Origin of the sequence: Pedococcus sp. 2YAF34, assembly GCF_052114585.1 — a bacterium.
In the GTDB taxonomy this organism is placed as follows: Bacteria; Actinomycetota; Actinomycetes; order Actinomycetales; family Dermatophilaceae; genus Pedococcus.
This window is the reverse complement of the sequence record NZ_JBFRFA010000003.1, coordinates 89,770-116,226: the sequence shown is the minus strand read 5'-3', so window position 1 is coordinate 116,226 and position 26,457 is coordinate 89,770. Positions and strand designations below refer to the sequence as shown.

Sequence of the window (26,457 nt, the reverse complement as noted above, 5' to 3'; positions counted from 1 at the left end):
GCTGTCCCGCAGTCCCGCTCTCAGGGGGCCCCATGGCCCGGCCCGCCGACGACCTCGTCGACCCCGTCCCGCAGGACGACGCGCCCGTGCCCCCCGAGACGCCTTCCCAGGCCCTGGGTGAGGCCCTGCGCGAGACCCAGGACCAGCTCGCGGCCACGAGCGAGATCCTGACGGTCCTCTCGACCTCCGCCACGTCGCCCGAGGAGGTGTTCGACGCGATCGTCGGCCGGGCGAGGCAGCTGTGCGACGCCGACGCCGCGCAGATCCAGGTCGTCGAGGGCGGCGAGTTCCTCCTGGTCCGCTCGGCCGGCACGACCCCCGAGTACGTCGAGGTGGTGACCAGGGTGCGCCCCAGCGTCCGGACGAGGGCCACACTCGTCGGCCGGGTCGCCCTGGACCGCGCCCCGCAGCAGATCACCGACGTGCTCGCCGACCCCGAGTACTCGGGCTCGGAGTACCAGCACGTGGGCGGCTTCCGCACGATCATGGGGGTGCCGATGCTCGTCGACGACGAGGTCGTCGGGGTGCTGTCGGTGTGGCGGCGCACGGTGGCCCCGTTCGACGAGCAGGACGAAGCGGTCCTCCTCACGTTCGCGGCCCAGGCTGCGCTGGCGCTGCGGACCGTGGAGCTCGTCCACGCGGTGCAGGAGAGCGGTGACCAGCTGGCGCGCAAGGTCGAGCAGCTCGAGGCGCTGGCGGAGGTCGGGCAGGCCATCAGCTCGACCCTGGACCCCGACGAGGTGCTCGGCACGATAGTGCTGCACGCCGTCGAGCTCTCCGGCGCCGACGGGGGCTCGCTGATGGAGTACGACGAGGAGTCCGGCCTGTTCCGCGTGCGCACCGCCTACGGCACCGACCCGGGCACCATCACCGCGCTCAAGGGCACGCGGATCCACCTCGACGAGACCGTCGTGGGCAGCGCCGCGCGGTCGGGGACCGCCATCCAGGTGCCGGACCTCGCCGACATCGAGCTCGACCCCCACCTGCGGGTGCTGCACGACGCCGGGTGGCGCTCGCTGGTCGCGATCCCCCTGACGCACTCCGGCCGGACGGTTGGGGTGCTCGTGGTGCGCCGCAAGTCGACAGGGGCGTTCAGCGACGAGACCTGCGACATGCTGTCCGCCTTCGCGAGCCAGTCGGCCGTGGCGCTCGTCAACGCCCGGCTCTACCGCGAGCTGGAGCAGCAGCGCACCGAGCTCGCCGTCACCAGCCAGCACAAGTCGGAGTTCCTCGCGAGCATGTCGCACGAGCTGCGCACCCCGCTCAACGCGGTCATCGGGTTCTCCGAGGTGCTGCTCGAGCGCATGTTCGGCGACCTCAACGAGCGGCAGGAGGACTACCTGCAGGACATCCTCAGCGCCGGGCGCCACCTGCTGGAGCTGCTCAACGACGTCCTTGACCTGTCGAAGGTCGAGGCAGGCCGGATGGAGCTCGAGCCGAGCTCCTTCCCGGTGGCCGAGGCCGTGCAGCCCGTCCTCGCGCTCCTGCGCGAGAGGGCGACCCAGCACGACATCAGCCTGCTCCTCGACGTGGCCCCGGGCCTGCCGCCCGTCACTGCCGACCACCTGCGGCTCAAGCAGGTCCTGCTCAACCTCGTGGGCAACGCGGTCAAGTTCACCCCCGACGGCGGGACCGTCACCGTGGCCGTCAGGCGCGACGGCGACGAGCTCACCGTGACCGTGGCCGACACCGGCGTGGGTATCGCGCACGAGGACCAGGAGCGGATCTTCGACTCCTTCCAGCAGGGCACGCGCTCCGCATCCGCTACCGAGGGGACCGGCCTCGGCCTGACGCTCACCCGGCGCATCGTCGAGCTCCACGGCGGACGCGTCTGGGTGACGAGCGAGCCGGGCGCCGGGAGCACCTTCGGCTTCAGCCTGCCCCAGCCGCAGCCCTACACGGCGGGTGACGAACCGGGCTGGAGCCGGCCGGCCCTCGACGACGCCCGACCGACCGTGGTCGTCATCGAGGACGACCCCAGCTCCTCCGAGCTCGTGGGTGTGCACCTCGCGGCAGCCGGGCTGCGAGCCGTGCCGGTGCGTACCGGTGAGGAGGGGCTGGCCGCGGTGCGGGACCTGCGCCCGAGCGCCGTGGTGCTCGACATCCGCCTGCCGGGCATGGACGGCTGGGACGTGCTGGGCGAGCTCAAGGCCGACCCGGAGCTGGCCAGCACGCCGGTCGTCGTCGTGTCGGTGCTCCCGGACCGAGGACGCGGCTTCGCCGTGGGCGCCTCGGACTACCTCGTGAAGCCGGTGGCCGGCGAGGTCCTGCTCGGCGCGGTGTGGAGGGCCGTCGCCGAGCACGACCTCGCCGACGGACACACGGACGGGCACGCGGACGGGGGGAGTCGACGCACCCTGGTGGCCATCGACGACGACCCCCTCGCCCTCGAGCTGGTCCGGGCGACCCTCGAGCCGCAGGGGTGGGCGGTGGCGACCCACACCCAGGGCAGCGACGCCCTGCGCTCGATCGCCCGGGACGTCCCGTCGGTCGTGCTGGTCGACCTGCGCATGCCGGACACCGACGGCTTCGAGGTCATCGACGCCCTGCGCGCCGACCCCAGGACCCGCTCGGTGCCGGTGGTGGTGCTGACCGCCAAGACCCTGACGGCCGAGGACCGGGCACGTCTCCAGGGCCGCATCGAGTTCGTCGCGTCCAAGAGCCAGCTCGACCTCGGGCTCCTGGCGCAGCGCCTGGCCCAGGTCGCGCGTCGGGGGACGACCGCGGAGGCCTCGTCGTGAGCGGGGCCACGGTGCTGCTCGTCGAGGACAACGAGCGCAACCTCAAGCTCGCCCGTGACGTCCTGGAGTTCGCGGGGTTCACCGTGACCGTGGCCACGGACGGGGAGCAGGCGGTGGCCGAGGCGACGCGCACGCTGCCGGACCTGGTCCTGATGGACCTGCAGCTGCCCGGGATCAGCGGCCACGCCGCGCTCGCCAGGCTGCGCGATGATCCCCGCACCGCGGGCATACCCGTCGTGGCCCTGACGGCGTTCGCGATGGCCGCCGACCGTGAGCAGGCCCTGTCGGCCGGCTTCGACGGCTACCTGGAGAAGCCGATCAGCGTGCGCGAGTTCCCCGAGCAGGTGCGCAGGCACCTGCGCCCGTCCGCGCCGAGGTCGCCGTGACCGCCGCCGGGGCGCCGGGGACCGACACCGGGGGGACGGTGCTCGTCGTGGACGACCTGCCGCAGAACGTGCGGCTCATGGACGCGGTGCTGTCGCCGCGCGGCTACACCGTGGTGGCGGCGAGCTCCGGCACCGAGGCGCTCGCGCTCCTCGCCCGGGAGCTGCCAGACGTCGTCCTGCTCGACGTCATGATGCCGGGTCTCGACGGCTACGAGACCTGTCGGCGGATCCGCTCCGACCCCGCCACCTCCTACCTGCCCGTGGTCATGGTGACCGCGAGCGGCGACGCGCAGCGGTTGCGCGCCCTCGAGGCGGGCGCCGACGACTTCGTGACCAAGCCGCTCGACCAGGCCGAGCTCCTCGCCCGGGTGCGGTCGCTGGTCCGGGTCAAGCGCTACCACGACACCGTGACCGCCCAGGCGGAGGCGCTGGCGGCCTGGAACCACGAGCTGGAGGAGCGCGTCAGGGCGCAGGTCGAGGAGCTCGAACGGTTCGGGCGCCTGCGTCGCTTCCTGTCGCCGCAGGTCGCCGAGCTCGTCGTCGACAGCGGCGACGAGTCGTTCCTGCAGAGCCACCGGCGCGAGATCACGGCGGTGTTCACCGACCTGCGGGGCTTCACGCCGTTCGCGGAGACGGCCGAACCGGAGGAGACCATGGCGGTGCTCGCGGAGTACCACCGCGCCCTGGGGGAGCTGGTGTTCCGGTACGAGGGCACCCTGGAGCACTTCGCCGGGGACGGCCTGCTCGTGTTCTTCAACGACCCCGTACCGTGCCCGGACGCCCCCGAGCGCGCGGTGCGGATGGCGGTGGAGATGCGCACCCGCGTGGAGGAGCTCTCGGCGTCGTGGCGGCGACTCGGGCACGACCTGGGGTTCGGGGTGGGGATCGCCCAGGGCTACGCCACGCTGGGGCGCGTCGGGTTCCCGGGGCGCTACGACTACGCGGCGATCGGCACGGTCACCAACCTCGCGGCCCGTCTCTGCGCGGAGGCTGCGGCCGGCCAGATCCTGGTCACCCCTCGGGTCCTCGCTGCTGCGGGCGCGGTGACCAGCAGGAGCGTCGGCCCCCTCGCCCTGCGCGGGTTCAGCCGACCGGTCGAGGCGCACGAGGTCATCGGCGCCCAGGACGTGGAGGTGGTCCGGTGACGACCGTGCAGCAGGACCCCGGCAACGCCCGCCCCTCCACCTCAGGCCCCACCCTGGCCGAGCTCGACGAGGAGGCCCGGAACGCCGCGTTCGACGACCTCCAGGCACGGATGCCGCAGGTCTGGCGCGACATGCGTCGCGACGAGCCCGACGAGTCGGTGGTCGTCGTGCCCTCGATGACGGTCGACCGGGTCGTGGCGAACGCCGGCGGCATGAACCAGGCCCTGGAGGAACGCTTCCTCTTCTTCCTGCTGCTGCTGCGCCAGCCCCGCCTGCGGATGGTCTACGTCACGTCCATGCCCATCAACCCGCTGGTGGTGGAGTACTACCTGTCCCTGCTCCCCGGCGTCATCCCCAGCCACGCCAGGGCCCGCCTGACCCTGGTCCCGGTCGGCGACCCGGGTCCCGAGCCGCTCACCGAGAAGCTGCTGGCACGACCGAGGCTGCTCGCCCAGGTCCGGTCGCTCATCCCCAACCGCGCGCGGTCCCACCTCATCCCGTACAACACCACCGAGCTCGAGCGCGACCTCGCCCTCGTCCTGGGGATCCCCATGTACGGCGCCGACCCGCGGCTGTTCCCCCTCGGCACCAAGACGGGGTGTCGCAGGCTCTTCGGCGAGGCGGGGGTGTCCCACCCCGCGGGGTACGAGGACCTGCACTCCCGCGCCGACCTCCAGGACGCCCTGCGCGACCTGCGCCGGGCGCGGCCCGGGGCCACCGGGGCGATGGTGAAGCTCAACGAGGGTGTCTCCGGCGCGGGCAACGCCCTGGTCCGGCTCGACGGGCTGCCACCGGTGGGCGACCCCGACGAGCCGGCGGCGCTGGCGGGTCGCGTCGACACCATGGAGCTCGAGGACACACGGGTGCCGGTCGCCGACTACCTCGCCAAGCTGGCCGAGCGTGGGGGCATCGTCGAGGAGCGCATCACCGGCGACGAGGTCCGCAGCCCCAGCGTGCAGCTGCGCGTGACGCCCCTCGGCGAGGTCGAGCTGCTCTCGACGCACGACCAGGTCCTCGGCGGCCCGAGCGGCCAGTCCTACCTCGGGTGCCGCTTCCCGGCCGATCCCGCGTACGCAGGGCTCATCACCCGCGACGCCCAGCGGGTGGGGGAGCTGCTGGCCGAGAAGGGGGTGCTGGGGCGTTTCGCGCTCGACTTCGTCACCGTGCGGGAGGGGGACACGTGGGCGGCGCACGCCATCGAGGTCAACCTGCGCAAGGGGGGCACCACCCACCCGTTCCTCACCCTGCAGTTCCTCACCGACGGCAGGTACGACGCGGACACGGGGAGGTTCCTCACCCCCGCCGGGGAGGAGCGGCACCTCGTGGCCACCGACCACCTCGAGCACCCCAGCCTGCGCGGCCTGCGGGTGGACGACCTGTTCGACCTCGTCGCCCTGGCGGGCCTGCACTTCGACCAGGCCCGCCAGACCGGGGTGGTCTTCCACATGATGAGCGCCCTGACGGCCTACGGCAGGGTCGGCATGACGGCGATCGCCGAGTCGCCCGAGGCTGCCGAGCGCCTGTACGCCGTGGCGGAGCGGCACCTCCTGGCGGAGGCGCAGGCCGCCCTGCGCCCCGAGGCCGTGCCGACCTGACTGCCGACCTGACTGTTCGACCTGACTGCCCGCCTGACCGCCCCGGCCCCTCCCCGGGACGGTCAGGGGACGTCGGTGGCTCACGGGGCGATGACCGTGGCGTGCAGCAAGGCCTCGACGAGCGCCTGCCGCCAGGTGACCCGCGCGGTACCGGTGCGGCACGAGGCGCCGCCGCAACGGCACTCCCACCCCCAGCGGCTGCCCACGCGGCGTACGGCGGGGTGGTGGTGCGCGCCGTCGGGACGGTGTCGGTGGGTGGTCGTCATGGCGTCCTCCTCGTGCCTGGCCGGCGGACCGGCCTCCTCGGGTGCTGCACCTCCACGGTGCTGCCGGGGGTCCGGCAGGTCTGTGCTCCCCGGCACCCCCGCTGTGTACCGCCCGTGACACAGACGGTCGGGCCGTGCTGGACTGGCCGCATGGAGTGGCGGCTGCTCGGCGGTCTGTCCGAGCAGGAGCGCCGGGCGGTCATCGCGGGCACCCAACGGCACCGCTACCGCGCGGCGGAGGTCGTGTTCCACGAGGGCGACCTCGCCGACACCCTGCACTTCGTGGCCGAGGGGCGGGTCGCTGCACGGCGGACGACGGTCACGGGGGAGAGCGCGACCTTCGCGGTCATGGGACCGGGCGAGGCCTTCGGGGAGATGGCGATGCTCACACCGGGCGGACGACGCACGTCGTCCGTGGTGGCCCTCGAGCCGGCCGTGACGCTCAGCCTGCGGTTCGTGGAGTTCGACCGGCTGCGCCACGCCCACCCCGGCGTCGAGCGGCTCCTCGTCGACGTCCTCGCCGAGCGCGTGGTGCGGTTGTCGGACCACCTGGTGGAGGCCCTCTACGTGCCCGCCGACCAGCGGGTGGTGCGCCGCCTCGCCGCACTGTGCGACCAGTACGGCGTGGGTGGTGGTAACGGGGTGCCGACGCGGATCCCGTTGACCCAGAACGAGATCGCGGACCTCGGTGGCACCTCACGTTCGACGGCCAACCGGGTGCTGCAGGCCCTCGCCGGCGATGGGGTGGTGGCCCTGCGCCGGGGGCACGTGGACGTCGTCGACCAGGACGCCCTGCGCAGGCGCGCCGACTCCGTCGGCTGACGGAGGCGGCGTGCACGGGTGCCGCCATACCCTCGACCGATGACGCAGGCACCCGGCGACCCGGCCGGCCCGCCGCCCGGTCACCTACTTCCTGCTGACCCGCGGGGAGGCCGGCATGGACACCATGCAGCCCGACGAGGCCGCGGCGGTGCGCGAGCAGGAGGAGCGTGACGGCGCGGCCCTGGTCGGCGTGACCGAGGTCGACTTCGGCGACCACCGCGACGGCGTGGTCGAGTACGGCGTCGGCCTGCGCCGCGACATCGCCCGCGAGATCCGGCGGCGCAAGCCCGACGTGGTCGTCACCGGCCACTACGGCGAGCGGTTCGCCCAGGGCATGCTCAACCAGGCCGACCACCGTGCGGTGGGACTCGCCTGCGTGGACGCGGCGGCTGACGCGGGCAACCGGTGGATCTTCCCCGAGCTGCTCGAGGAGGGACTCGAGCCGTGGACCGTGAAGCGGCTCTGCTTCGGTGGCTCGCCCACCCCCACCCACTACGTCGAGGTCGACGGGCTGCTCGAGGGGCCGCGGGGGTCGAGCACGCCGTGACGTTCGACGTGGTCGACCGCCGCTGACCCAGCGACCAGGAAGGCCCGGCCTCAGCGGGACTGGACCTCGCGGATCCACGCCTCCACGTCGGCGGACGTGCGGGGCATGCCGGCGGACAGGTTCTCGTGGCCGTCGGCCGTCACGAGGACGTCGTCCTCGATGCGCACGCCGATGCCGCGGAACCTCTCGGGCGCCTTGAGGTCGTCGGCCTTGAAGTACAGCCCCGGCTCGACGGTGAGCACCATGCCGGGCTGCAGCTCGGCGTCCATGTACTCCTCGCGGGTCGCGAGGGCGCAGTCGTGGACGTCGAGGCCGAGGTGGTGGCTCGTGCCGTGGACCATCCAGCGACGGTGGTACTGGCCGTGCTCCTTGTCGAGCGTCCCCTCCACGTCGACGCCATCGGGCAGCAGGCCCCAAGCGTGCAGGTGCTCGGCGATGACGCGGATGGCGGCGGCGTGCACGTCGGAGAACTTGTTGCCCGGCTTCACCGCGGCGAGGCCCGCCTCCTGCGCGGCGTACACGGCGTCGTAGACCTCGCGCTGCGCGTCGGTGAACGTGCCGCTCGCCGGGAGGGTGCGGGTGATGTCGGCGGTGAAGAGGGAGTCGACCTCGACGCCGGCGTCGAGCAGGACGAGGTCGCCCTCGCGGATCTCGCCGGTGTTCTTGATCCAGTGCAGCGTGGTGGCGTGGTCGCCGGCGGCGCAGATCGAGTCGTAGCCGACGCCGTTGCCCTCGTGGCGCGCGGTGAGGCCGAAGACGCCCTCGACCCAGCGCTCGCCGCGGCCCTTGGCGACGGCCTCGGGCAGGTCGGCGATGACGGCCTCGAACCCGTGGTGCGTCGCCTCGACGGCCTTGCGCATCTCCTCGACCTCCCACTCGTCCTTGGTCATCCGCAGGTGGGAGAGGAAGTGGGCGAGCTCGTCATCGGTCTCGGAGAGCGCGTCGTGGTCGGTGTTCTCGTGCGCGCGAGACTCGTCGAGCTGCCGGGTCAGGTCACGGTCGGCGTCGCGGACCAGGCGCACCGTCACCTCGCCCGAGTCCTTGGCGACGGCGTCGGCGAACTCGTCGATGTGGCGGGCGGTGACCCCGAGCTCGGTCTCGACGTCCTCGAGGGTGGGGCGTGCCCCGACCCAGAACTCGCCGTACCGGGCGTCGGCGAAGAACTCGTCGCTGTCGCGACCTGCGAGGGGGCGGAAGTACAGGACCGCCTCGTGGGTGCCGTCGTCACGGGGCTCCATCACCAGGACGGCGTCCGGCTCGCGGTCGCCACCCAGCCCGGTGAGGTGGACGAAGGCGGTGTGGGGACGGAAGACGTAGTCGGTGTCGTTGGTGCGCACCTTCAGGCCCCCGGCGGGGACGACGAGCCGGTCGCCCTCGAAGGCCTTGCTGACCGCGGCGCGACGCTCGGCGGCGTACCGGGCGGCCTCGCTCAGCCCGCTCGGCCCCGGTGGGCGCGGGGCCCAGTCCTCGGCCACGAACGCCCGGAACTCGTCGGTCGTGGGGCGGGCGCGGTTCTCCGGCTTGGTCTGCTCTTCGCTGCTCACCCCCGCATCGTGCCACGGTCGTCCGCCGTGCGGCAGGCGCCGGGGGAGAGCCGGGTTGGTCAGCCGGCCGGGCTGCTGATCGGTCGGCTGGTCATCGGCTGCTGGTCAGCTGGGGGACAGCAGGGCGAGCACGGCCTTCTCGATGGCCACCTGACGACGCTCCGGACTGCGGAAGCGGCTCGGGTCGACGTCGATGAGGGTGCCGGACTCGTAGCTGTCGAGCACCCGGGGGTCGATGTAGGAGCTCTTGGCGATGGTCGGGGTGTTGCCGAGGTAGCTGGCGACCTCCTCGACGGCGGCCTTGATGGCGCGCTTGCGCGAGGCCTTGGTGTCGCCGGGCTCGGTGCTGGAACGCAGGGCCACCGCGGCGAGCACCGTCGCGTGCCAGGTGCGGAAGTCCTTGGCGGTCATCTCGCCGCCGAGCAGCTCGCGCAGGTAGGCGTTGACGGTCGTCGCGTCCAGGTCGGCCCACCGGCTGCGGTCCTGGTAGGCCAGCAGCCGCTTGCTGGCCGAGCGACGGCGGCGCATCCGCTCCAGCGCCTCGATGGCAGCGGAGTCGTCGATCTCGATGCAGTGCTCGATGCCTGACTTCCCCATGAAGCAGAACACGATGACGTCGCCCTTGCGGCGCACGTGCTGGCGCTCCAGCGTCGTCAGCCCGAACGACCCGTTGTCCTCGGTGTAGGCGTCGTTGCCGATGCGGAAGTAGCCGAGGTCGAGCAGGCGCACGGCGGCGGCGGCCGCCCGGTGCATCGGCATCCCCTCGGCGGCGAGGTCCCTCAGCACGCGCTTGCGGGCGGCTGGGAGGCGGGTGGCGGCGCCGAGCACGCGGTCGAACTTCGCCGCGTCCCGCTTCACCCGCCAGTCGGGGTGGTAGAGGTACTGGCGCCGGCCCGCGACGTCGGTGCCGACGGCCTGGATGTGCCCGTTGGGGGCGGGGCAGATCCACACGTTGCTCCACGCCGGCGGGATCGCCAGGGACCGGATGCGCTCGACCTCCTCGGCGGGCAGGCGCACCCCGTCGGCGTCGAGGTAGACGAAGCCCTTGCCCGCCCGACGGCGGGTCCAGCCGCGGGAGGCGGGGGAGACGGTGCGCAAGCGAGCCATGACCGGACCCTAAGCGAGAACCGCAGGTCAGGCCCTGTCGGAGAGGTGCTGGAGGACTGCGGGTCAGATCCGGTCGTCGGGACCGCTGCGCCGTGCCTCGTCGGCGGAGGCGTCGTCGGGCATCGTCTGGCTGACCCGCTCCGCCTCGACCCGCCCGAGGTAGATGGCGATCTCCTCGGCGGTCCGCTGCTCGTTCCAGCCCAGCACCGGGGCCACCAGCGCGGCGGCGTGCGGCGCCGCCGACACCCCCCGGTCCCAGGCCTCGATGGAGATCCGGGTACGGCGCGTGAGCACGTCGGTGAGGTGCAGCGCACCCTCGTGCGACGCGGCGTACACGACCTCCGCGCGCAGGTGGTCCTCGGCGCCCTCGAGGGGCTCGCCGAGCTCGGGGCGCTCGGCGACGAGGTCGAGCACCTCCTGGGCCAGCACGCCGTACCGGCGCAGCAGGTGCTCCACGCGGGCGACGTGCAGGCCGGCGTCCTTGGCGAGGGTGTGCCGCTGGTTCCACACGGCGGGGAAGCCGACCGCGCCGACCAGGGGCACGGTGTCGGTGGTGGACTCGGGGACCCGGCGCGAGATGGCCTGCACCGCCTCGTCGACGGCGTCCTTGGCCATGACCCGGTACGTCGTGTACTTGCCACCTGCGACCACGACGAGACCGGGGGCGCTGTGGGCCACGACGTGCTCGCGCGAGAGCTTGCTCGTCGACTCGGACTCCCCCGCGAGCAGGGGGCGCAGGCCGGCGTAGACGCCCTCGACGTCCTCGTGGGTCAGCGGCGTCTGCAGGACCCGGTTGACGTGGTCGAGCACGTAGTCGATGTCGACGCGGGTGGCTGCGGGGTGGGCCTTGTCGAGCGCCCAGTCGGTGTCCGTGGTGCCGATGATCCAGTGGCGGCCCCACGGGATCACGAAGAGGACCGACTTCTCGGTGCGCAGGATCAAGCCCGTCGAGGAGTGGATGCGGTCGCGCGGGACGACCAGGTGGATGCCCTTGGACGCCCGGACGTGGAACTGTCCGCGCTCGCCGACCATCGCCTGGGTGTCGTCGGTCCAGACGCCGGTCGCGTTGACGATCTGCCGGGCGTTGATGACGAACTCCTCGTCGGTGAGCTTGTCGATCGCCCGGACCCCGGTGACGCGCTCGCCCTGGCGCAGGAAGCCGATGGCCGCGACGCGGTTGGCGACGTGGGCGCCGTAGTGGGCCGCGGTGCGCGCGAGCTCCATGGTGTGGCGGGCGTCGTCGACCTGGGCGTCGTAGTACTGGACCGCGCCGGTGAGGGCGTCGCTCCTCAGGCTGGGCATGAGCCGCAGCGCCTGGCGCCGCGTGAGGTGGCGGTGGTGGGGCAGGCCGGCGCCGCCGCTCGAGGCCATCGCCATGGCGTCGTAGAGGGCGATGCCCGAGCCCACGTAGGCGCGCTCCCACACGTGGTGGTTGAGCGGGTAGAGGAACGGGACAGGGCGCACGAGGTGGGGCGCCAGGCGGGTCAGCAGCAGCCCGCGCTCGTGCAGGGCCTCCTTGACCAGGGCGAAGTCGAGCATCTCGAGGTAGCGCAGGCCGCCGTGGATGAGCTTGCTGGAGCGCGAGGAGGTGCCGCTGGCGAAGTCGCGCTGCTCGATGAGCCCGGTGGACAGCCCGCGGGTAACGGCGTCGAGGGCCGTGCCGCTGCCGACGACACCGCCGCCGATGACCAGCAGCTCGAGCTCCTCGCCGGACCTGAGTGCCTCGATGGCCTGCTGCCTCGCCTGCGGCGACAGCCCTGCGGCGGATCCGGTGCTCATGCCTGCTCCTCGTCGACGTCGACCCAGTCAAGGGTGCGCTGCACGGCCCTGCGCCACCCGGCGTACCCGTCGGCGCGCTGCTTGTCGCTCCAGCTGGGCGACCACCGCTCGGACTCCTGCCAGTTGGCGCGCAGCTCCTGCGTGTCCTTCCAGAAGCCGGTGGCCAGACCAGCAGCGTAGGCCGCGCCGAGCGCGGTGGTCTCGGCGACCACCGGGCGTGAGACGGGGACGCCGAGGATGTCGGCCTGGAGCTGCATGCAGAGGCTGTTGGCCGTGACCCCGCCGTCGACCTTGAGCACCTCGAGCTCGACCCCGGAGTCGGCGGTCATGGCGTCGGCGACGTCGCGGCTCTGGTAACAGATCGCCTCGAGCGTGGCCCGCGCGAGGTGGGCGTTGGTGTTGAACCTGCTCATGCCGACGATGGCGCCGCGGGCGTCCGGTCTCCAGTAGGGGGCGAAGAGCCCGGAGAACGCCGGGACGAAGTACATCCCGCCGGCATCGTCGACCGAGCGGGCGAGGCGCTCGACGTCGCTGGCGCCGGAGATGATGCCGAGCTGGTCGCGCAGCCACTGCACCGCCGACCCGGTGACGGCGATCGAGCCCTCGAGCGCGTAGACCGGCTGGGCGTCGCCGAGCTGGTAGGCGACGGTGGTGAGGAGCCCCGACTTGCTGCGGACGATCTCCTCGCCGGTGTTGAGGAGCATGAAGTTGCCGGTGCCGTAGGTGTTCTTGGCCTCGCCGGGGCTGAAGCAGACCTGGCCCACGGTGGCTGCGTGCTGGTCGCCGAGGTCGCCGGACAGGGCCACCTCGCCGCCGAGGGGCCCGCCGGCCCGTGTCGTGCCGTACAGCCGGGGGTCCGAGCTCGGCCGGATCTCGGGAAGCATCGAGCGCGGGATGTCGAAGAAGGACAGCAGCTCGTCGTCCCAGTCGAGGGTGCGCAGGTCCATCAGCATCGTGCGGCTGGCGTTGGTGACGTCGGTGACGTGGACGCCGCCGTCGGTCCCGCCGGTGAGGTTCCACAGCAGCCAGGTGTCGATGGTGCCGAAGATCGCGTCGCCCTTCTCCGCGGCGGCCCGGGCACCGTCGACGTTCTCGAGGACCCACTGCACCTTGCCTGCGGCGAAGTAGGCAGCCGGGGGGATGCCGGCGCGCTCTCGGATGACGTCACCCCGGCCGGACTGGTCCAGGGCGCGAGCGATCCGGTCGGTGCGGGTGTCCTGCCAGACGATCGCGTTGTGCAGCGGGCGGCCGGTCCGGCGGTTCCAGACCACGGTGGTCTCGCGCTGGTTGGTGATGCCGAGGGCCGCCAGGTCGGAGGCCTGCAGGTCGAGCCGCGCCAGGGTCGAGGCGATGACGGTCTGGGTGCGCTCCCAGATCTCCAGCGGGCTGTGCTCGACCCATCCGGCGCGGGGGAGGATCTGCTCGTGCTCGAGCTGGCGCCTGCCGACCTCGGCTCCGTCGTGGTCGAACACCATGAACCGCGTGCTCGTCGTTCCCTGGTCAACCGCTCCGACGAAATCGGCCATGCCCCGACCCTAGTGGCGCCGACAAGCCCCCTCCCGGCGCGTCCCCACCCGACTCCCCTCGGCGGCCGTGGCCGCCCATCCGGGGAGCGCGGGACGTGCGGTGAGCACCGCGAACCTGGGGTGTGGATATCCGAAACCCAGGTTCGTGTTCCGGACACAGACTGGTGCGGGTCGGCGGGGTGATCGGGAGGAAGACGTGGGGGAGTACGACGACGGCTGGGTGGCTGCCGAGGACCGCGAGTGGCAGTGGCTGGCGCGGCAGGCGGACGAGCGACGCGAGGCGGCCGAGCTCGACGAGCGCATCGACCACCTGCCGTTCACCTTGCGAGAGGCATCGCGTGCCGTCGACGACGTGCTCGCGAAGCTCCTCGACCGTGCCAGCGTCACGAACTTGCCGCTGACCGCGCTGCACGTCCTGGTGCTTGCACGTCGCGGTGGGCCGATCGTGAGCGTGGCCCACCGCCTGCGCATCAGCCCGCAGGCGACCAGTCGGCTGGTGAAGGAGCTGGTCGGCCGGGGACTGGTCGACACGGCCCCCAGCCCCCTGGATGCGCGAGCACGCCTCGTCACCACCACGCCGGAGGGGGAGGAGCTGCTGGGCGAGCTGCGGCGCCAGCTGTTCGTGGCAGTGACCACGGTGGCCGAGTCCGTCGGCGAGGACCGGCTCGTGGCCATGGCGGACGAGCTCGCCGTCCTCGCCCTGGTCGAGGCCGACCGCCCCCTGGCGTGGTGACTGCCGCCGACTCGGCCCGCGGTGACCGCCGCGGACTCGTCCGGCCTAGCTCTCGGGGGCGGGCTCGACCAGCTCGGGGCGGCCGGGCTGCTCACCGCCGCGGGCGGCGAGGTAGCTCTCCTTGGGCACCATCACCTTGCGGCGGAAGATGCAGACGAGCGTCCCGTCCTGGTTGTAGCCCTTGGTCTCGACGTGGACGACGCCGCGGTCGTCCTTGGACGTCGACTCCCACTTGTCGAGGACCTCGGTCTGGCCGTAGATCGTGTCGCCGTGGAAGGTCGGCGCGACGTGGCGCAGCGACTCGACCTCGAGGTTGGCGATGGCCTTGCCCGAGACGTCGGGGACGGACATGCCCAGCAGCAACGAGTAGATGTAGTTGCCCACCACGACGTTCTTGCCGAACTGCGTGGTGTTCTCGGCGTAGTTGGCGTCGAGGTGCAGGGGGTGGTGGTTCATGGTCAGGAGGCAGAACAGGTGGTCGTCGTACTCGGTCACCGTCTTGCCGGGCCAGTGCTTGTAGACGGCACCGACCTCGAACTCCTCGTAGCTGCGTCCGAACTGCATGGGGGCCATCCTGCCGAGGACCAGCGCCGGGCGACACCGGGGCAGGCGTGCGTTGGCTCACAGAAGATCTTCGGTAGGGAAATGTCGAGGATGTCGCGTGTCGACCGTCAGGGTGGTGTCAGGGCCGCACCGGCCACCAGCACCCGAGACAGGGACACCGCCCATGAAGTACGTCATCCTCATGCACTCCAACCCCCGGCCGTGGGGTCACCCCACCAGCAACTTCCTGCCCGAGTACCAGTCGCTCCCGGCTGGCGAGCGCGAGCGGCTGGGCGCCGACTTCGACGCGCTCCTGCAGGACCTGTCCGAGCGGGGGGAGCTGGTCGGCAGCCAGGCGCTGGGCGACCCCCGCGACGCCCGTCTCTTCCGCTGGGAGGGCGGCCGGCGCAAGGTCACCGACGGGCCGTACGCCGAGACGGTCGAGCACTTCGCCGGGTTCTTCCTCATCGACGTCGCCGACCAGGCCCGGGCCGAGGAGGTGGCGGCGAGGTTCTCGGGCCCGGGGGAGACGGTCGAGCTGCGCCCCCTGGCCGGCTGAGGCGCGCCACCGGCTGGCCGGCTGAGGTGCGCCACCGGCTGGCCGGACCGGCCCGCCGGTGCCCCTACCCTTGGGTCGTGCAGATCGACCTCCATACCCACTCCTCGGCGAGCGACGGCACGCAGCTGCCGGCGGAGGTCGTCCGGTCGGCCGCGCAGGCCGGCCTCGACGTCGTGGCACTGACCGACCACGACACGTACTCCGGGTGGCCGGCCGCCGAGGCCGCCGCCCTCGAGCTCGGGGTCGACCTCGTGCGCGGCGTGGAGATCTCGTGCACCCACCGCGGCATCAGCGTGCACCTGCTGGCCTACCTCGTCGACCCCGAGCACCCGGGCCTGCACGCCGAGCTCGTCCGGGCCAAGGACTCCCGGGAGACGCGGGTGGCCCGCATGGTCGCCGCCATGGCGGCCGACGGCATACCGGTCTCGCTCGAGCAGGTCCACGCACTCGCGGGCGAGGGGGCCACGCTGGGGCGTCCCCACATCGCCGACGCCCTCGTCGAGAGCGGCTACGTCGGCACCCGCGACGAGGCGTTCGCCGAGGTGCTGCGCAACGGCAGCCCGTACTACGCGTCGCACTACGCTCCCGACGCAGTGCGGGCGGTAGAGCTCGTGCGGGCGGCCGGCGGCGTGCCGGTGATGGCGCACCCGTTCGCCAACGCGCGCGGCTGGACCGTCGCCGACGAGGTCGTCGCCGAGATGGCCGACGCCGGGCTGGCGGGCCTCGAGGCCGACCACCGCGACCACTCCACCCGCGAGCGCGCCCACGCGCACACGCTGGCCGCGCGGCTGGGGATGTTCACCACGGGCTCGAGCGACTACCACGGCACCGGCAAGCAGAACCGGCTCGGCGAGAACACCACCGACCCCGAGGTCCTGCAGCAGATCGAGGACGAGGCCACCAGCGGCGTGGGAGTGGTCCGGGCGTGAACAGCATCATCGACCTGCAGGTCTTCGGCTCGGTCTTCGTCACGCTGCTGGTGATCATGGACCCGCCCGGCGCCCTGCCGATCTTCCTGGCCCTCACCGGCACCCTGACCCAGAAGCAGAAGATCGCCGCGGCCCGGCGCGCCTCCCTGGTGGCGCTCGGCGTGATCGTGCTCTTCGCGGTGTTCGGCCAGCAGATCCTGACCTACCTGCACATCTCGCTGCCCGCCCTGCAGGGCGCCGGTGGACTGCTCCTGCTGCTCGTGGCGCTGCAGCTCCTCACCGGATCCGAGCAGGAGCAGCACGCCGACGCCGGCGTCAACGTCGCCCTCGTGCCGCTGGGCACCCCTCTGCTCGCCGGCCCCGGCGCCATCGTCGCCACCATGCTGCAGGTCCAACGCGCCAACCACCCCAGCCAGTACATCGCCGTCGCCCTCGGGCTGGTGGCCACCATGTTCGTCGTGTGGCTGTTCTTCCGGTTCGCCGGCCAGGTGCACCGGGTGCTCAAGGACAGCGGCACCGTCCTCATCACCCGCATCGCCGGCCTGCTCCTCTCCGCGATCGCGGTGCAGATGGTGGCCGACAGCGTCCACGCCTTTGTCCGTGCCAGCGCCTAGCGTGGCGGGCATGGAGCAGGGGAGCCCCGGCGGGACGGGGAGCGCACGACCGGGAGCGTTCGTGCAGGAGGCGTTCGGGGGTATGCCGCAGCGCCTGTTCCGGGCGAGCCCGAGCCGCCTGCTCGCCTGGGTGGACTGCCCGCGGCGCTACCGGATGCAGTACCTCGACCGGCCCTCGCCGCCCCCGCGTGCGCAGCGGGCCCACACCTCGGTCGGCACCGCCGTGCACAACGCCCTGCGCGACTGGTGGGACCTGCCCGTCACCCGGCGCACGCCCGACGCCGGCGCCGAGCTCGTGCGCACGTCGTGGATCGAGGCCGGGTTCCGTGACCACGACCAGTCGGCGCAGTGGCGGCAGCGCGCCCAGCGCCAGGTGACCGGCTACCTCGCCGACGTCGACCCGGGCGAGCAGCCGCTCGGCATCGAGCGCACCGTGTCGCTCAAGACCGAGGTGCTGGCCCTGCAGGGGCGCATCGACCGGCTCGACGACCGGGGCAGCGAGCTCGCGGTGGTGGACTACAAGACCAGCCGCTGGGAGCCCACCGACGACGACGCCCGCACCTCGCTGCCGCTCGCGCTCTACGCGGCGGCGGCCTGGAAGATGTTCCGACGGCGCTGCGTCCGGGTCGAGCTGCACCACCTGCCCAGCGGGACGGTGGCGGCCCACGAGCACACGGGCGAGTCCCTCAAGCGCAAGATCGCCGAGGCCGAGTCCATCGCCCGTGACGCACGGCGGGCGGAGGACGACTACGCCGAGCGCGGGGTCGAGTCCGCGCGCTTCCCTGCCGCGGTCGGCCCGCTGTGCCAGTGGTGCGACTTCCGGGCGCACTGCCCGGAAGGCCAGGCGTTCGGTCCGGAGAAGTCGAGCTGGGCCGCGCTGGAGGACGTGCCTGCGAGCGTGACCAGCAGCGCGCCGAGGGTCAGAAGCTCCACCTGATGCCGACCCGGCCGGGGCCGACGCGGTGCACGACGTGCTGGACGCTGGTCGAGCCGCCGAGGTCGACCAGCGAGGTCGTGGTCCGGCCGTCGACGACGGTGTAGGTCTCGACGACGGTCGGGAGCCGGCTCGGGTCGAACCGCACCCAGACCATGATCTCGGTGACGCGGTGCAGCAGGAAGTACTCCACCGCGTCGTCGGGGGCAGCGCCGCGAGGCGACACGACCCGGTGCTCGGCCGCCGCCGTCTCGTCGATCCGCAGCGGACGCTCGAGCAGGATCTCCGCGGCGAAGACGCCTTCGTGGGCGTGGGTGACCTGCCGGCCGATGCGGCACCCGCTCACCGCCTCGAACTCGGCCACCTCACCGGTGGGCTCCGAGACCGACAGCAGGGCGGGGATGCGGTGGGCGCCGTCACGGGTGGCCCGGACGACGTTGCGGATGGTGCGCACGCGCTGCACCCCTGCGGCGTCCACGTCGATGGTGTCGTGCACGGTGACGTCGACCAGCTCGTGGTGGACCCCGAACCCGAGCTCCTCGAGCGCCCGCTGGCCGAGCGGGATCTCCTCCGGGAGCGGCGCCGCCGTCGGCAGGCCCCGAGCCGGCCCGGGGCGGCGTGGGGGCCCCAGCCTGCTCACGAGGTGCCCGCGGGGCACGCCGAGGATCTCCTCCAGGTGGGCCACGGCCTGCAGGGAGGCTGACCGCTGGGGCTGGCTGCGGCCGGACTGCCAGTAGCTGAGCGTGGCGATGCTCACCGGGGAGCCGCGCTCCTCCAGCCGCCGGCGCAGCGACTCCAGGCTGCGCCCGCTACGCCTCACGGCAGTGCGCAGCGCATCGGGGAACGACACGTCCACGCGTGCGGCGCCCTCCAAGCCACCGTGTTGCGGCACTGCCACCAGCCAAGCCCCTGTCTTTCGGGCAGGTGTGCCGCCCGAGCTCTTGCCGTGCTCTGACCCCACACGATAAGGGGTCGACCGTCGACGTGCCGCGTCGATGGAGATTCCCACCCACCTGACAGACTGGCCCGGACAGCACGCCCTCCCGCACGAAAGGCCGTCGCGTTGGCCAGAGCCCGCACCAGACCAGCGGTCGTCGTGTCCGTCGCCAACCAGAAGGGCGGCGTGGCCAAGACCACCTCGGTCGCCTCTCTGGGGGCCGCGTTCGCCGAGCAGGGCAAGCGGGTGCTGCTCGTCGACCTCGACGCGCAGGCCTGCCTCACCTTCAGCCTCGGGGTCGACCCCGACGAGGTCGAGTCCTCGGTCAACGAGGTGCTGCTCGGCAAGGCCACCATCGCCGACGTGCGCGTCACCTGCGAGGACGGCGTCGACCTCGTGCCCAGCGTCATCGACCTCGCCGGGGCCGAGGCCCAGCTCCTGCCACGGCCCGGCCGCGAGTACGTGCTGCGCACCGCGCTGGAGGAGGTGCGCGCCGAGTACGACGTCATCCTGCTCGACTGCTCCCCGAGCCTCGGCGTGCTGACCCTCAACGCCCTCACCGCCAGCCAAGGGCTGGTCATCCCCATGCCGTGCGAGATGCTCAGCCACCGTGGCGTGGGCCAGCTCCTCGACACGGTCGCCGACGTGCAGCGCATCCTCAACAAGGACCTCGCCGTCCTCGGCATCCTGCCCACGCTGTTCGACGGGCGCAGCAACCACGCCCAGGAGGTGCTTGCCGACGTGGGTGAGCGCTACGGCCTGCCGGTGCTCGACCCGCCCATCCCGAAGACGGTCCGGTTCGCGGAGGCGCCCGCGGTCGGACGGTCGATCCTGGCCACGTCGCGCACCTCCAAGGGCGCCAAGGCGTACCGCGACGTGGCCGCCGGGCTGTCGAAGAAGCTCGCAAGACTCTGAGGGCGGGCGGAATACCTCCCGGGTTCGGGGACTTGTCACTGGACGGTGACTGACCCCCTACCCCCGAGGAGAACCATGTCCCGCACTGCAGCCCTGGCCATGCCGTCCGCTGACGGCCGCTTCCAGACCACGACCGTGGAGCGTCGCGACCTGCGCGCCGACGACGTGCGCATCGACATCAAGTTCGCCGGCATCTGCCACAGCGACATCCACACCGTGCGCGGCGAGTGGGGCCAGACGTCCTACCCGCTGACCCCCGGCCACGAGATCGCCGGCGTCGTCAGCGAGGTCGGCCCCGAGGTCACGAAGTTCAAGGTCGGCGACCGCGTCGGCGTCGGCTGCATGGTCGACTCCTGCGGCGAGTGCGCCCAGTGCCAGGCCGGTCACGAGAACTTCTGCGGGAAGAAGACCGTCTTCACCTACGGCGACACCGACGTCGACGGCACGACCACCCAGGGTGGCTACAGCCAGCAGGTCGTTGTGACCGACCGGTTCGTCGTCCGCATTCCCGACGGCCTGGACCTCGACAAGGCCGCGCCCCTGCTGTGCGCCGGCATCACGCTCTACACCCCGCTCAAGCGCTGGCTCGACCACGCCGGCCCTGACGCCAAGGTCGCCATCGTCGGCATGGGTGGCCTCGGCCACATGGGCGTGCAGATCGCGGCAGCCATGGGCGCCGACGTCACCGTGCTGAGCCAGGGCCTGTCCAAGGAGAAGGACGGCCGTCGCTTCGGCGCCAAGGACTACCGCGCGACCAGCGACGCCAAGACCTTCGAGGAGCTCGCCGGCTCGTTCGACGTGATCATCTCGACGATCAGCGCGGACCTCGACCTGGCGCAGTACCTGTCGCTGCTCAAGCCGTTCGGCACGTTCGTGACCGTCGGCCTGCCGCCGAACCCGCAGAAGCTGCCGTTCGGTGCGCTCATCAACGGCGACAAGACGGTGGCCGGGTCCAACATCGGTGGCATCGCCCTCACCCAGGAGATGCTCGACTTCTGCGCCGAGCACAACATCGCCGCCGAGATCGAGACGATCAGCGCCGACCAGGTCGACGAGGCCTACGACCGCGTCGTGAAGTCGGACGTGCGCTACCGCTTCGTCATCGACACGGCGACGATCGGCTCCTGACCGCCGGTCACCCGGTCGCCCAGTAGCGGACGAGCGGCGCGAGTGCCGCCTCGGCCTCCCGCTCCTGCTCCCGGGTGTCCGCCCCGAGGGTGCCGACGTACGGCGCGGCACCCTCGGGGACGTCAAGCACCGCGGTCCGCGCCGTGCCGGCCACCGGCAGCAGCAGGACCAGTGCCGGGTGCGCCGACTCGAGGTCGGCCCGTCGGGCCCGGACGACGTCCAGGACGGGCCGCCAGGCCGACGCCCTCAGGGGGACGCGCACCAGGACCGACTGGGTCGTGGGTCGCCGGTGCTCGGCGGGCTCGGCCCAGTGCACGCAGGTGGCGGCCGGTGCCGCGGCCAGGAGCAGCGCGAGGTAGCTCGCGGCCCGGGTGAGCTGCGCCGGTGACCCGCTGTAGGCGAGGTTGAGGCGGCCGTCCGCCGCGGCGGGGCAGTCGACCTCGGGGTCGGGCGCGAGGGCGTCGTCGCGGGCGTAGTCCGGCGCAGCCGCGGCGGTGTGGACCTCGACGCGCTCGACGGCCGGTGGCAGCGAACGCACGACGCTGCCGAGCGACACCTCCGGGACGACCCGGAGGTCGGCGGTGACGGGGAGGTCGTGCTCGCGGTCGCCGGGGTCGACGGTGGCCGCCACGACGCCGGGCACCCGGGAGAGCGCCTGCGCTGCAGCCGAGGCCCACGCCTGCTCGTCCATCGGGATGGGCCCACCCGGCCCCTCCACCAGCTGGCCCAGCCGGGTGAGGCCGAACCCGGCGTGGTGCAGCGCGGCGGCGGTCGCCTCCGTGCGAGGCGAGCCGGCCAGCCGGATCACGCTCGTCGCGCGCTGCTCCCCGGTGCGGGAGACCAGGACCACGGGGTGGGTCGGGTCCTGCTGCACGGCGAGTGCGAACGCGCGGCCGGCTGAGGGTGTGACGACGGCACCGGGACCCACCCGCACCTCGTGGCCGACGTCGTCGCGCACTGCGACCGCCGTGCCACCCGTGAGCCAGGACGTCCCCGGCTCGGGCAGTGCCCCGGCCAGGTCGTCGGCGGCAGCCACCAGGTCGGTGCCGGTGCGGACCGTCGCGGTGAAGGGAGCGGCGCCCGACTGCACCTGCAGGGCCACCGAGGTCACCGCCGGCAGCGCCTGCATCGCGCGGAGCACCCGCAGCGCGATGGCGTTGGGGCCGGCGCTCGTGGAGGCCAGCACCACGTCGCGGCCGTGGCGCAGCTCCACCGTGGTGCCGGTGACGGCAGGGTGCTCGGCGGCATACCCCTCGATGGCCCCGGTCAGCCGCTGCACGACGGCGACGTCGGGTGGGCCGGTGAGCTGCGCCCTCAACGTCGGCTCGAACGCCCTCGCCGCGCTCCCGGAGGCGAGCGCCTCGTCCACCAGCTGCACGGCCACGACGCCGGGCTGGGCCCGCAGCCATGCGCGGAACCGCTCCTGCTCACTCGGCCGCAGCACGGCGACGACCACCGCTGCGACCGCGACCGCGGCCACGAGCAGGAGCGCCACGGTGCGGCGGCCGACCCCCGCTGCGATGTCACCCACGCCGCGAGGATGGCACCTGCCCGGCCCCGTACGGAGCCGTCGTGACCGTTTCGCAACGGGACCGGCCACCGCGGACAGGAGTCCGCGGTGGCCGGTGAAGGGCGCTGGGCCGGGCAGGCGCGCCGGGGAAGGGTCAGCCCTCCTGGGCAGCCGGGCTGGAGTCGCCCGCGCCACCACGGGTGCGGCGACGGTTGCGGTTGCGTCGGGGCTTGCTCGCCGCGTCGCCGTCCTGGGGGGCGGAGTCGGCGCGGCGCTCGCCACGGCCGCCGTCGCGGCCACTGTCACGACCACCGTCACGACCACCACGGCCCCCGTCACGACCACCGTCACGGCCTGAGCGGCCGCCACCGGCGGGACGACGCCCGCTGGACTTGCCGGTCTCGCCGAGGTCCTCGAGCACCTCGGCGTCGAGCCCGGCCAGCTTCTGCTCCGACCTGGGCAGGCGCCCCTTGGCCGTGCGCGGGATGTCGAGCTGCTCGTAGAGGTGGTCGGAGGAGGAGTAGGTCTCCTCGGGCTCGGGGATGCCGAGGTCGAGGGTCTTGTTGATCAGGCCCCAACGCGGCATGTCGTCCCAGTCGACGAAGGTGACCGCGATGCCCGTGTTGCCGGCACGCGCGGTGCGGCCGATGCGGTGCAGGTAGGTCTTCTCGTCCTCGGGGCACTGGTAGTTGATGACGTGCGTGACGTTGTCGACGTCGATGCCGCGGGCCGCCACGTCGGTCGCGACGAGGATGTCGACCTTGCCGTTGCGGAACGCCCGGAGCGCCTGTTCGCGGGCCCCCTGGCCGAGGTCGCCGTGGATGGCCGCGGCGGCGAACCCACGGTCGACGAGCTCGTCGGCGACCTTCGCAGCCGTGCGCTTGGTGCGGCTGAAGATGATGGTCAGGCCACGCCCCTCCGCCTGGAGCATGCGGGCGAGCATCTCGACCTTGTCCATGGCGTGCGCGCGGTAGACGAACTGCTCGACCGCCTTGACGGTGTGGGCGTTCTCCTGGTCGTCGCCCATCGCCCGGATGTGCGTGGGCTGGCTCATGTAGCGGCGGGCGAGGGCCACGACCGCGCCCGGCATGGTGGCCGAGAACAGCATGGTCTGGCGCGAGCCGGGGGTCATCGCGAGGAGCTTCTCGACGTCGGGCAGGAAGCCGAGGTCCAGCATCTCGTCGGCCTCGTCGAGCACGACCGACTTCACGTGGGACAGGTCGAGGTGGCCCTGCTTCGCGAGGTCGATGAGGCGACCCGGCGTGCCGACGACGATCTCCACGCCGGCCTTGAGCGCGTCGATCTGCGGCTCGTAGGCCCGGCCGCCGTAGACGGTGAGGACGCGGATGCCACGGCGCTTGCCGGCTCGCTCGAGGTCGCCGGCCACCTGGACGGCGAGCTCACGCGTGGGGGCGACGGCCAGGGCCTGCGGCTTGCCGGCGTGGGGCATGCCCTCCCAGGCGGCGTCGCCGCGCGCGACGGTGCGGTTGAGCATGGGGACGCCGAAGCCCAGCGTCTTGCCCGTACCGGTCTTGGCCTGGCCGATGATGTCGTGGCCGGACAGCGCCACGGGCAGGGTCATCGCCTGGATGGGGAAGGGGGAGGTGATGCCGGCGTCGGTGAGCGACGCGACGATGTCGGGGTGGACGTCGAAGTCGGCGAAGCTGGGGGTTGCGGGCGCAGCAGCGTCCGTCGTGGTCTCGGTCATGGAGTTCTCTCGATCGGGGCGCTCCCTGCGTGGGAGGCCGACGCGCAGCGGGCCGATCGGAGGTCTTCGTCAATGCTCGTCGAGCGGGGCGCGGAGGGTCTCCGCGGCTGATTCGTGCCGACCGGGCACCTTTGACGAGGCCCAGACTACCGCCGTGGTCCGGTTTCGCCCGCATCGACCGCACCCAGCGCCGTTAGGGTGACGACCATGACGCAGGACGACTGGCTCGCCGACCCGCAGTACCGCGAGGCGGTGGCTGACCTGCTGGGCGCACTCGCGTACGGCGAGCTCACCGCCTTCACGCGCCTCGCCGGCGACTCCGAGCTCTCTCCCACCCAGCCGCTCAAGGCCGCCGTCGCGGGGCTCGCCGTGGCCGAGTTCCGCCACTACGAGATGCTCGTCGCCCGGCTGGAGGCCATGGGCGTGGCGCCGGAGACGGCCATGGCGCCGTTCATCCCCGCCGTCGACGCCTTCCACGAGCGCACCCGGCCCAGCACCTGGCTCGAGGGGCTCGTCAAGGCCTACGTGGGCGACGGCATCGCCACCGACTTCTACCGCGAGGTGGCCGCCTACGTGGACCCCTCCACCCGTGACCTCGTCAACTCGGCCATGCAGGACGTGGGGCAGGCGGACTTCGTGGTCAAGGTGGTGCGCGAGGCGATCCGCACCGACCCCCGCATCGCCGGGCGCCTCGCGCTGTGGGGTCGCCGCCTCGTGGGTGAGGCCCTGTCGCAGGCGCAGCAGGTGGCCGTCGAGCGCGACGCGCTCGCGTCCCTGCTCGTGGGTGGTGTGGGCGGCCAGCAGCGGCCGAGTGCCGACCTGGCCGAGCTGGGGCGCATGTTCGCCCGGCTCACCGACGAGCACACGCGTCGTATGGGGCGCCTCGGCCTCGCTGCCTGAGCCCGTCCCCGGACGCGCGAGAGGCCCGGTCCACCAGGACCGGGCCTCTCGGCTGTCAGGCTGAGGTCAGACGTGGGTCGCGCCCCGGCGACCGGTCATGCGCTCGTAGATCACGATGAAGACGGCTGCCAGCACGACGCCGGCCAGGAACGGGATGATCTTGAACCCGCCGTTCGAGTTGTTGTAGCCGAGCTGGTAGACGAGCCACGACCCCACGAGGGAACCGAGGATCCCGAGGATGATGGTGACCAGCACCGAGATGTTCTGCTTGCCGGGAAGCACCAGTCGCGCCAAGGCTCCAATGATGAGGCCAGCGATGATGGCCCCGATGATCGTTCCAATCATCGTTCACTCCTTCTGCACGTGATGAGCTGTGCTGTTGTCGAGGCCGCGGTGCGGCCCTCACCGGAGTACTCAACACGCTCAGGCCGGGTGACGCACGTTGGACGAGGGAGTGTCGAGGTCACGGCTCGGGAACGATTCTACTGCGTTTGCGCAGGTCAGCGGCCTGCGATAAAGGAGTTGCTCAGGTCGTCCGGTCGGTGGGGAGCCGGCCGGACGACCCTTGGCGCGTCAGACGCCGAAGCCGACGCCGCGCTTCTCGGACTCGCCGATCTGGACGTAGCCGACCGAGGCGGCGGGGACGAGGACCTGCCGGCCCTTGTCGTCGGTGAGGCGCAGGACGGCGCCCTCGCCGAGCGAGGCGCTCACCGCCGCCTCGACCTCGGCCGCGGTCTGGTTCGACTCGATGACGACCTCGCGGGAGACGTTCTGCACGCCGATCCTGACCTCCACGGTGGTGCCTTCCTGTTCTGGGGTGACCGGCCGCGGTGCGGCGCCCGGCGATGAGGTGCGCACGCGCCGTACCCGGCCGCGCGCTGCTGTCGACAAGGCTAACGAGCCGCCTCGGGGGAACCTTCCCCGCCCACCTTGGGGAACGAGCCGAGGCCGCGCCACGCGAGGGTGCCGACGAGGCGGGCGGCCTCGTCCTTCGGGATGTCGGAGCCCTGGGCGAGCCAGTGGCGGGCGCTGACCTGCGCGAGGCCGGTCAGCGCCATGCCCAGCAGGGAGGCGTCCTCCTCGGGGAGGTTGGTGTCCTCGGCGATGACCTCGGCCACCGCCTCGGCGCAGACCAGGCCGACGGCGTCGAGGCGGTTGCGGACGGCGGACTCGTTGGTGAGGTCGGACTCGAAGATGAGCCGGAACGCCGCGCCGTCTCGGGAGACGAAGTCGAAGTAGGCGCTGATGGTCGCGTAGACGCGGTCCTTGTTCTCGTGGGTCGAGGCCAGCGCCTCCCGCACGAGGAGCTCGAGTCCCTCGCTGTGCTTGTCGAGCAGGGCCAGGTAGAGCTCGAGCTTGCCCGGGAAGTGCTGGTAGAGCACGGGTTTGGACACACCCGCACGGTCGGCGATGTCGTCCATGGCGGCGGCGTGGTAGCCCGACTCCACGAACGCCGCCTGCGCGGCCTCGAGCAGCTGCGCCCGGCGGGCGGAGCGCGGCATCCGCTGGCCCCTGGCCGTGTCGGTGCCGGTCTCGGCGCGAAGCGACATGCGTCCCTCTCTCGTGGCTGGCCCACCGCAAGGCGGAGG

Annotated in this window: 25 protein-coding genes and 1 pseudogene; 14 read left to right on the top strand and 12 right to left on the bottom strand. The window is 72.6% G+C overall.

The window, feature by feature from the left end:
- Nucleotides 1–32: 32 nt before the first annotated feature.
- The 4 genes from AB4Z02_RS02900 to AB4Z02_RS02885 are packed head-to-tail and all read left to right on the top strand — an operon-like array spanning nucleotide 33 to nucleotide 5,867.
- Nucleotides 33–2,741, top strand: a complete 2,709-nt coding sequence (locus AB4Z02_RS02900; RefSeq protein WP_056883395.1) for a GAF domain-containing protein — start codon at nucleotides 33–35, stop codon at nucleotides 2,739–2,741.
- The gene (locus AB4Z02_RS02895; protein WP_056883396.1) at nucleotides 2,738–3,127 is read left to right on the top strand and encodes a response regulator; all 390 of its coding nucleotides are present in this window, start codon (nucleotides 2,738–2,740) and stop codon (nucleotides 3,125–3,127) included. Before AB4Z02_RS02900 ends, AB4Z02_RS02895 begins: the two co-directional genes overlap by 4 nt.
- Complete coding sequence (locus tag AB4Z02_RS02890; RefSeq protein WP_235531406.1) at nucleotides 3,124–4,272, top strand: adenylate/guanylate cyclase domain-containing response regulator; 1,149 nt, start codon at nucleotides 3,124–3,126, stop codon at nucleotides 4,270–4,272. The genes AB4Z02_RS02895 and AB4Z02_RS02890 overlap by 4 nt, the downstream gene beginning before the upstream one ends.
- On the top strand, nucleotides 4,269–5,867 hold the full coding sequence (locus tag AB4Z02_RS02885) for a peptide ligase PGM1-related protein (RefSeq protein WP_235531407.1): 1,599 nt from the start codon (nucleotides 4,269–4,271) through the stop codon (nucleotides 5,865–5,867). The genes AB4Z02_RS02890 and AB4Z02_RS02885 overlap by 4 nt, the downstream gene beginning before the upstream one ends.
- 80 nt (nucleotides 5,868–5,947) lie before the next feature.
- Here AB4Z02_RS02885 and AB4Z02_RS02880 read toward each other — a convergent pair whose 3' ends face one another.
- On the bottom strand, nucleotides 5,948–6,133 hold the full coding sequence (locus tag AB4Z02_RS02880) for a hypothetical protein (RefSeq protein ID WP_056883397.1): 186 nt from the start codon (nucleotides 6,131–6,133) through the stop codon (nucleotides 5,948–5,950).
- A 150-nt stretch (nucleotides 6,134–6,283) separates the two neighbouring features.
- On the opposite strand from AB4Z02_RS02880, the gene AB4Z02_RS02875 reads away from it, so the two are divergent.
- Complete coding sequence (locus AB4Z02_RS02875) at nucleotides 6,284–6,955, top strand: Crp/Fnr family transcriptional regulator (protein ID WP_056883398.1); 672 nt, start codon at nucleotides 6,284–6,286, stop codon at nucleotides 6,953–6,955.
- Between the two features lie 85 nt (nucleotides 6,956–7,040).
- Nucleotides 7,041–7,502: pseudogene (locus AB4Z02_RS02870) on the top strand (PIG-L deacetylase family protein); the annotation flags it as partial.
- A gap of 50 nt (nucleotides 7,503–7,552) precedes the next feature.
- Here AB4Z02_RS02870 and AB4Z02_RS02865 read toward each other — a convergent pair.
- The 4 genes from AB4Z02_RS02865 to glpK all read right to left on the bottom strand — a co-directional run bounded on the left by AB4Z02_RS02865 (nucleotide 7,553) and on the right by glpK (nucleotide 13,458).
- Nucleotides 7,553–9,046, bottom strand: coding sequence for an aminopeptidase P family protein (locus tag AB4Z02_RS02865; protein ID WP_441969162.1), 1,494 nt, complete (start codon nucleotides 9,044–9,046; stop codon nucleotides 7,553–7,555).
- Between the two features lie 105 nt (nucleotides 9,047–9,151).
- A complete protein-coding gene (locus tag AB4Z02_RS02860) occupies nucleotides 9,152–10,153 on the bottom strand; it encodes a DNA topoisomerase IB (protein WP_441969160.1) in 1,002 nt (333 codons plus the stop codon).
- A gap of 63 nt (nucleotides 10,154–10,216) precedes the next feature.
- Nucleotides 10,217–11,932, bottom strand: a complete 1,716-nt coding sequence (locus AB4Z02_RS02855) for a glycerol-3-phosphate dehydrogenase/oxidase (RefSeq protein WP_441969158.1) — start codon at nucleotides 11,930–11,932, stop codon at nucleotides 10,217–10,219.
- Nucleotides 11,929–13,458, bottom strand: a complete 1,530-nt coding sequence (gene glpK, locus AB4Z02_RS02850; RefSeq protein ID WP_441969156.1) for a glycerol kinase GlpK — start codon at nucleotides 13,456–13,458, stop codon at nucleotides 11,929–11,931. Before glpK ends, AB4Z02_RS02855 begins: the two co-directional genes overlap by 4 nt.
- A 196-nt stretch (nucleotides 13,459–13,654) precedes the next feature.
- Between glpK and AB4Z02_RS02845 the strand changes: the two genes are divergently transcribed.
- Nucleotides 13,655–14,191, top strand: a complete 537-nt coding sequence (locus tag AB4Z02_RS02845) for a MarR family winged helix-turn-helix transcriptional regulator (protein ID WP_056883404.1) — start codon at nucleotides 13,655–13,657, stop codon at nucleotides 14,189–14,191.
- A gap of 45 nt (nucleotides 14,192–14,236) precedes the next feature.
- Here the strand turns inward: AB4Z02_RS02845 and AB4Z02_RS02840 are convergent, their stop codons facing one another.
- Entirely contained in the window at nucleotides 14,237–14,764 is a 528-nt protein-coding gene (locus AB4Z02_RS02840) for a MaoC family dehydratase (protein ID WP_441969154.1), read from the bottom strand.
- Between the two features lie 154 nt (nucleotides 14,765–14,918).
- On the opposite strand from AB4Z02_RS02840, the gene AB4Z02_RS02835 reads away from it, so the two are divergent.
- The 4 genes from AB4Z02_RS02835 to AB4Z02_RS02820 all read left to right on the top strand — a co-directional run bounded on the left by AB4Z02_RS02835 (nucleotide 14,919) and on the right by AB4Z02_RS02820 (nucleotide 17,773).
- Nucleotides 14,919–15,293 carry a YciI family protein gene (locus AB4Z02_RS02835; RefSeq protein WP_441969152.1) on the top strand — a complete coding sequence of 125 codons (375 nt, stop codon included), beginning with the start codon at nucleotides 14,919–14,921 and terminating at the stop codon, nucleotides 15,291–15,293.
- Nucleotides 15,294–15,370: 77 nt separating this feature from the next.
- On the top strand, nucleotides 15,371–16,222 hold the full coding sequence (locus AB4Z02_RS02830) for a PHP domain-containing protein (RefSeq protein ID WP_441969147.1): 852 nt from the start codon (nucleotides 15,371–15,373) through the stop codon (nucleotides 16,220–16,222).
- Nucleotides 16,219–16,836, top strand: coding sequence for a MarC family protein (locus AB4Z02_RS02825; RefSeq protein WP_056883408.1), 618 nt, complete (start codon nucleotides 16,219–16,221; stop codon nucleotides 16,834–16,836). The genes AB4Z02_RS02830 and AB4Z02_RS02825 overlap by 4 nt, the downstream gene beginning before the upstream one ends.
- 10 nt (nucleotides 16,837–16,846) lie before the next feature.
- Entirely contained in the window at nucleotides 16,847–17,773 is a 927-nt protein-coding gene (locus AB4Z02_RS02820) for a RecB family exonuclease (RefSeq protein WP_441969145.1), read from the top strand.
- Here the strand turns inward: AB4Z02_RS02820 and AB4Z02_RS02815 are convergent.
- A complete protein-coding gene (locus AB4Z02_RS02815) occupies nucleotides 17,757–18,668 on the bottom strand; it encodes a hypothetical protein (RefSeq protein WP_441969143.1) in 912 nt (303 codons plus the stop codon). The genes AB4Z02_RS02820 and AB4Z02_RS02815 overlap by 17 nt on opposite strands.
- A gap of 198 nt (nucleotides 18,669–18,866) precedes the next feature.
- On the opposite strand from AB4Z02_RS02815, the gene AB4Z02_RS02810 reads away from it, so the two are divergent.
- Complete coding sequence (locus tag AB4Z02_RS02810; protein ID WP_235531409.1) at nucleotides 18,867–19,622, top strand: ParA family protein; 756 nt, start codon at nucleotides 18,867–18,869, stop codon at nucleotides 19,620–19,622.
- A 75-nt stretch (nucleotides 19,623–19,697) separates the two neighbouring features.
- Nucleotides 19,698–20,750 (top strand): NAD(P)-dependent alcohol dehydrogenase, encoded by a 1,053-nt coding sequence (locus tag AB4Z02_RS02805; protein WP_056883412.1) that lies wholly within the window; start codon nucleotides 19,698–19,700, stop codon nucleotides 20,748–20,750.
- Between the two features lie 7 nt (nucleotides 20,751–20,757).
- Here the strand turns inward: AB4Z02_RS02805 and AB4Z02_RS02800 are convergent, their stop codons facing one another.
- Nucleotides 20,758–22,281, bottom strand: coding sequence for a hypothetical protein (locus AB4Z02_RS02800; RefSeq protein ID WP_441969140.1), 1,524 nt, complete (start codon nucleotides 22,279–22,281; stop codon nucleotides 20,758–20,760).
- A 133-nt stretch (nucleotides 22,282–22,414) separates the two neighbouring features.
- Entirely contained in the window at nucleotides 22,415–23,968 is a 1,554-nt protein-coding gene (locus AB4Z02_RS02795) for a DEAD/DEAH box helicase (RefSeq protein WP_441969138.1), read from the bottom strand.
- A 207-nt stretch (nucleotides 23,969–24,175) separates the two neighbouring features.
- On the opposite strand from AB4Z02_RS02795, the gene AB4Z02_RS02790 reads away from it, so the two are divergent.
- The gene (locus tag AB4Z02_RS02790; RefSeq protein ID WP_441969136.1) at nucleotides 24,176–24,868 is read left to right on the top strand and encodes a ferritin-like fold-containing protein; all 693 of its coding nucleotides are present in this window, start codon (nucleotides 24,176–24,178) and stop codon (nucleotides 24,866–24,868) included.
- Nucleotides 24,869–24,934: 66 nt separating this feature from the next.
- Here the strand turns inward: AB4Z02_RS02790 and AB4Z02_RS02785 are convergent, their stop codons facing one another.
- From AB4Z02_RS02785 to AB4Z02_RS02775, 3 genes are all read right to left on the bottom strand, one after another.
- A complete protein-coding gene (locus tag AB4Z02_RS02785) occupies nucleotides 24,935–25,213 on the bottom strand; it encodes a GlsB/YeaQ/YmgE family stress response membrane protein (protein WP_056883416.1) in 279 nt (92 codons plus the stop codon).
- Between the two features lie 228 nt (nucleotides 25,214–25,441).
- Nucleotides 25,442–25,663, bottom strand: coding sequence for a DUF3107 domain-containing protein (locus AB4Z02_RS02780; RefSeq protein ID WP_056883417.1), 222 nt, complete (start codon nucleotides 25,661–25,663; stop codon nucleotides 25,442–25,444).
- A gap of 98 nt (nucleotides 25,664–25,761) precedes the next feature.
- Nucleotides 25,762–26,418, bottom strand: coding sequence for a TetR/AcrR family transcriptional regulator (locus AB4Z02_RS02775; protein ID WP_441969133.1), 657 nt, complete (start codon nucleotides 26,416–26,418; stop codon nucleotides 25,762–25,764).
- Nucleotides 26,419–26,457: the final 39 nt, after the last annotated feature.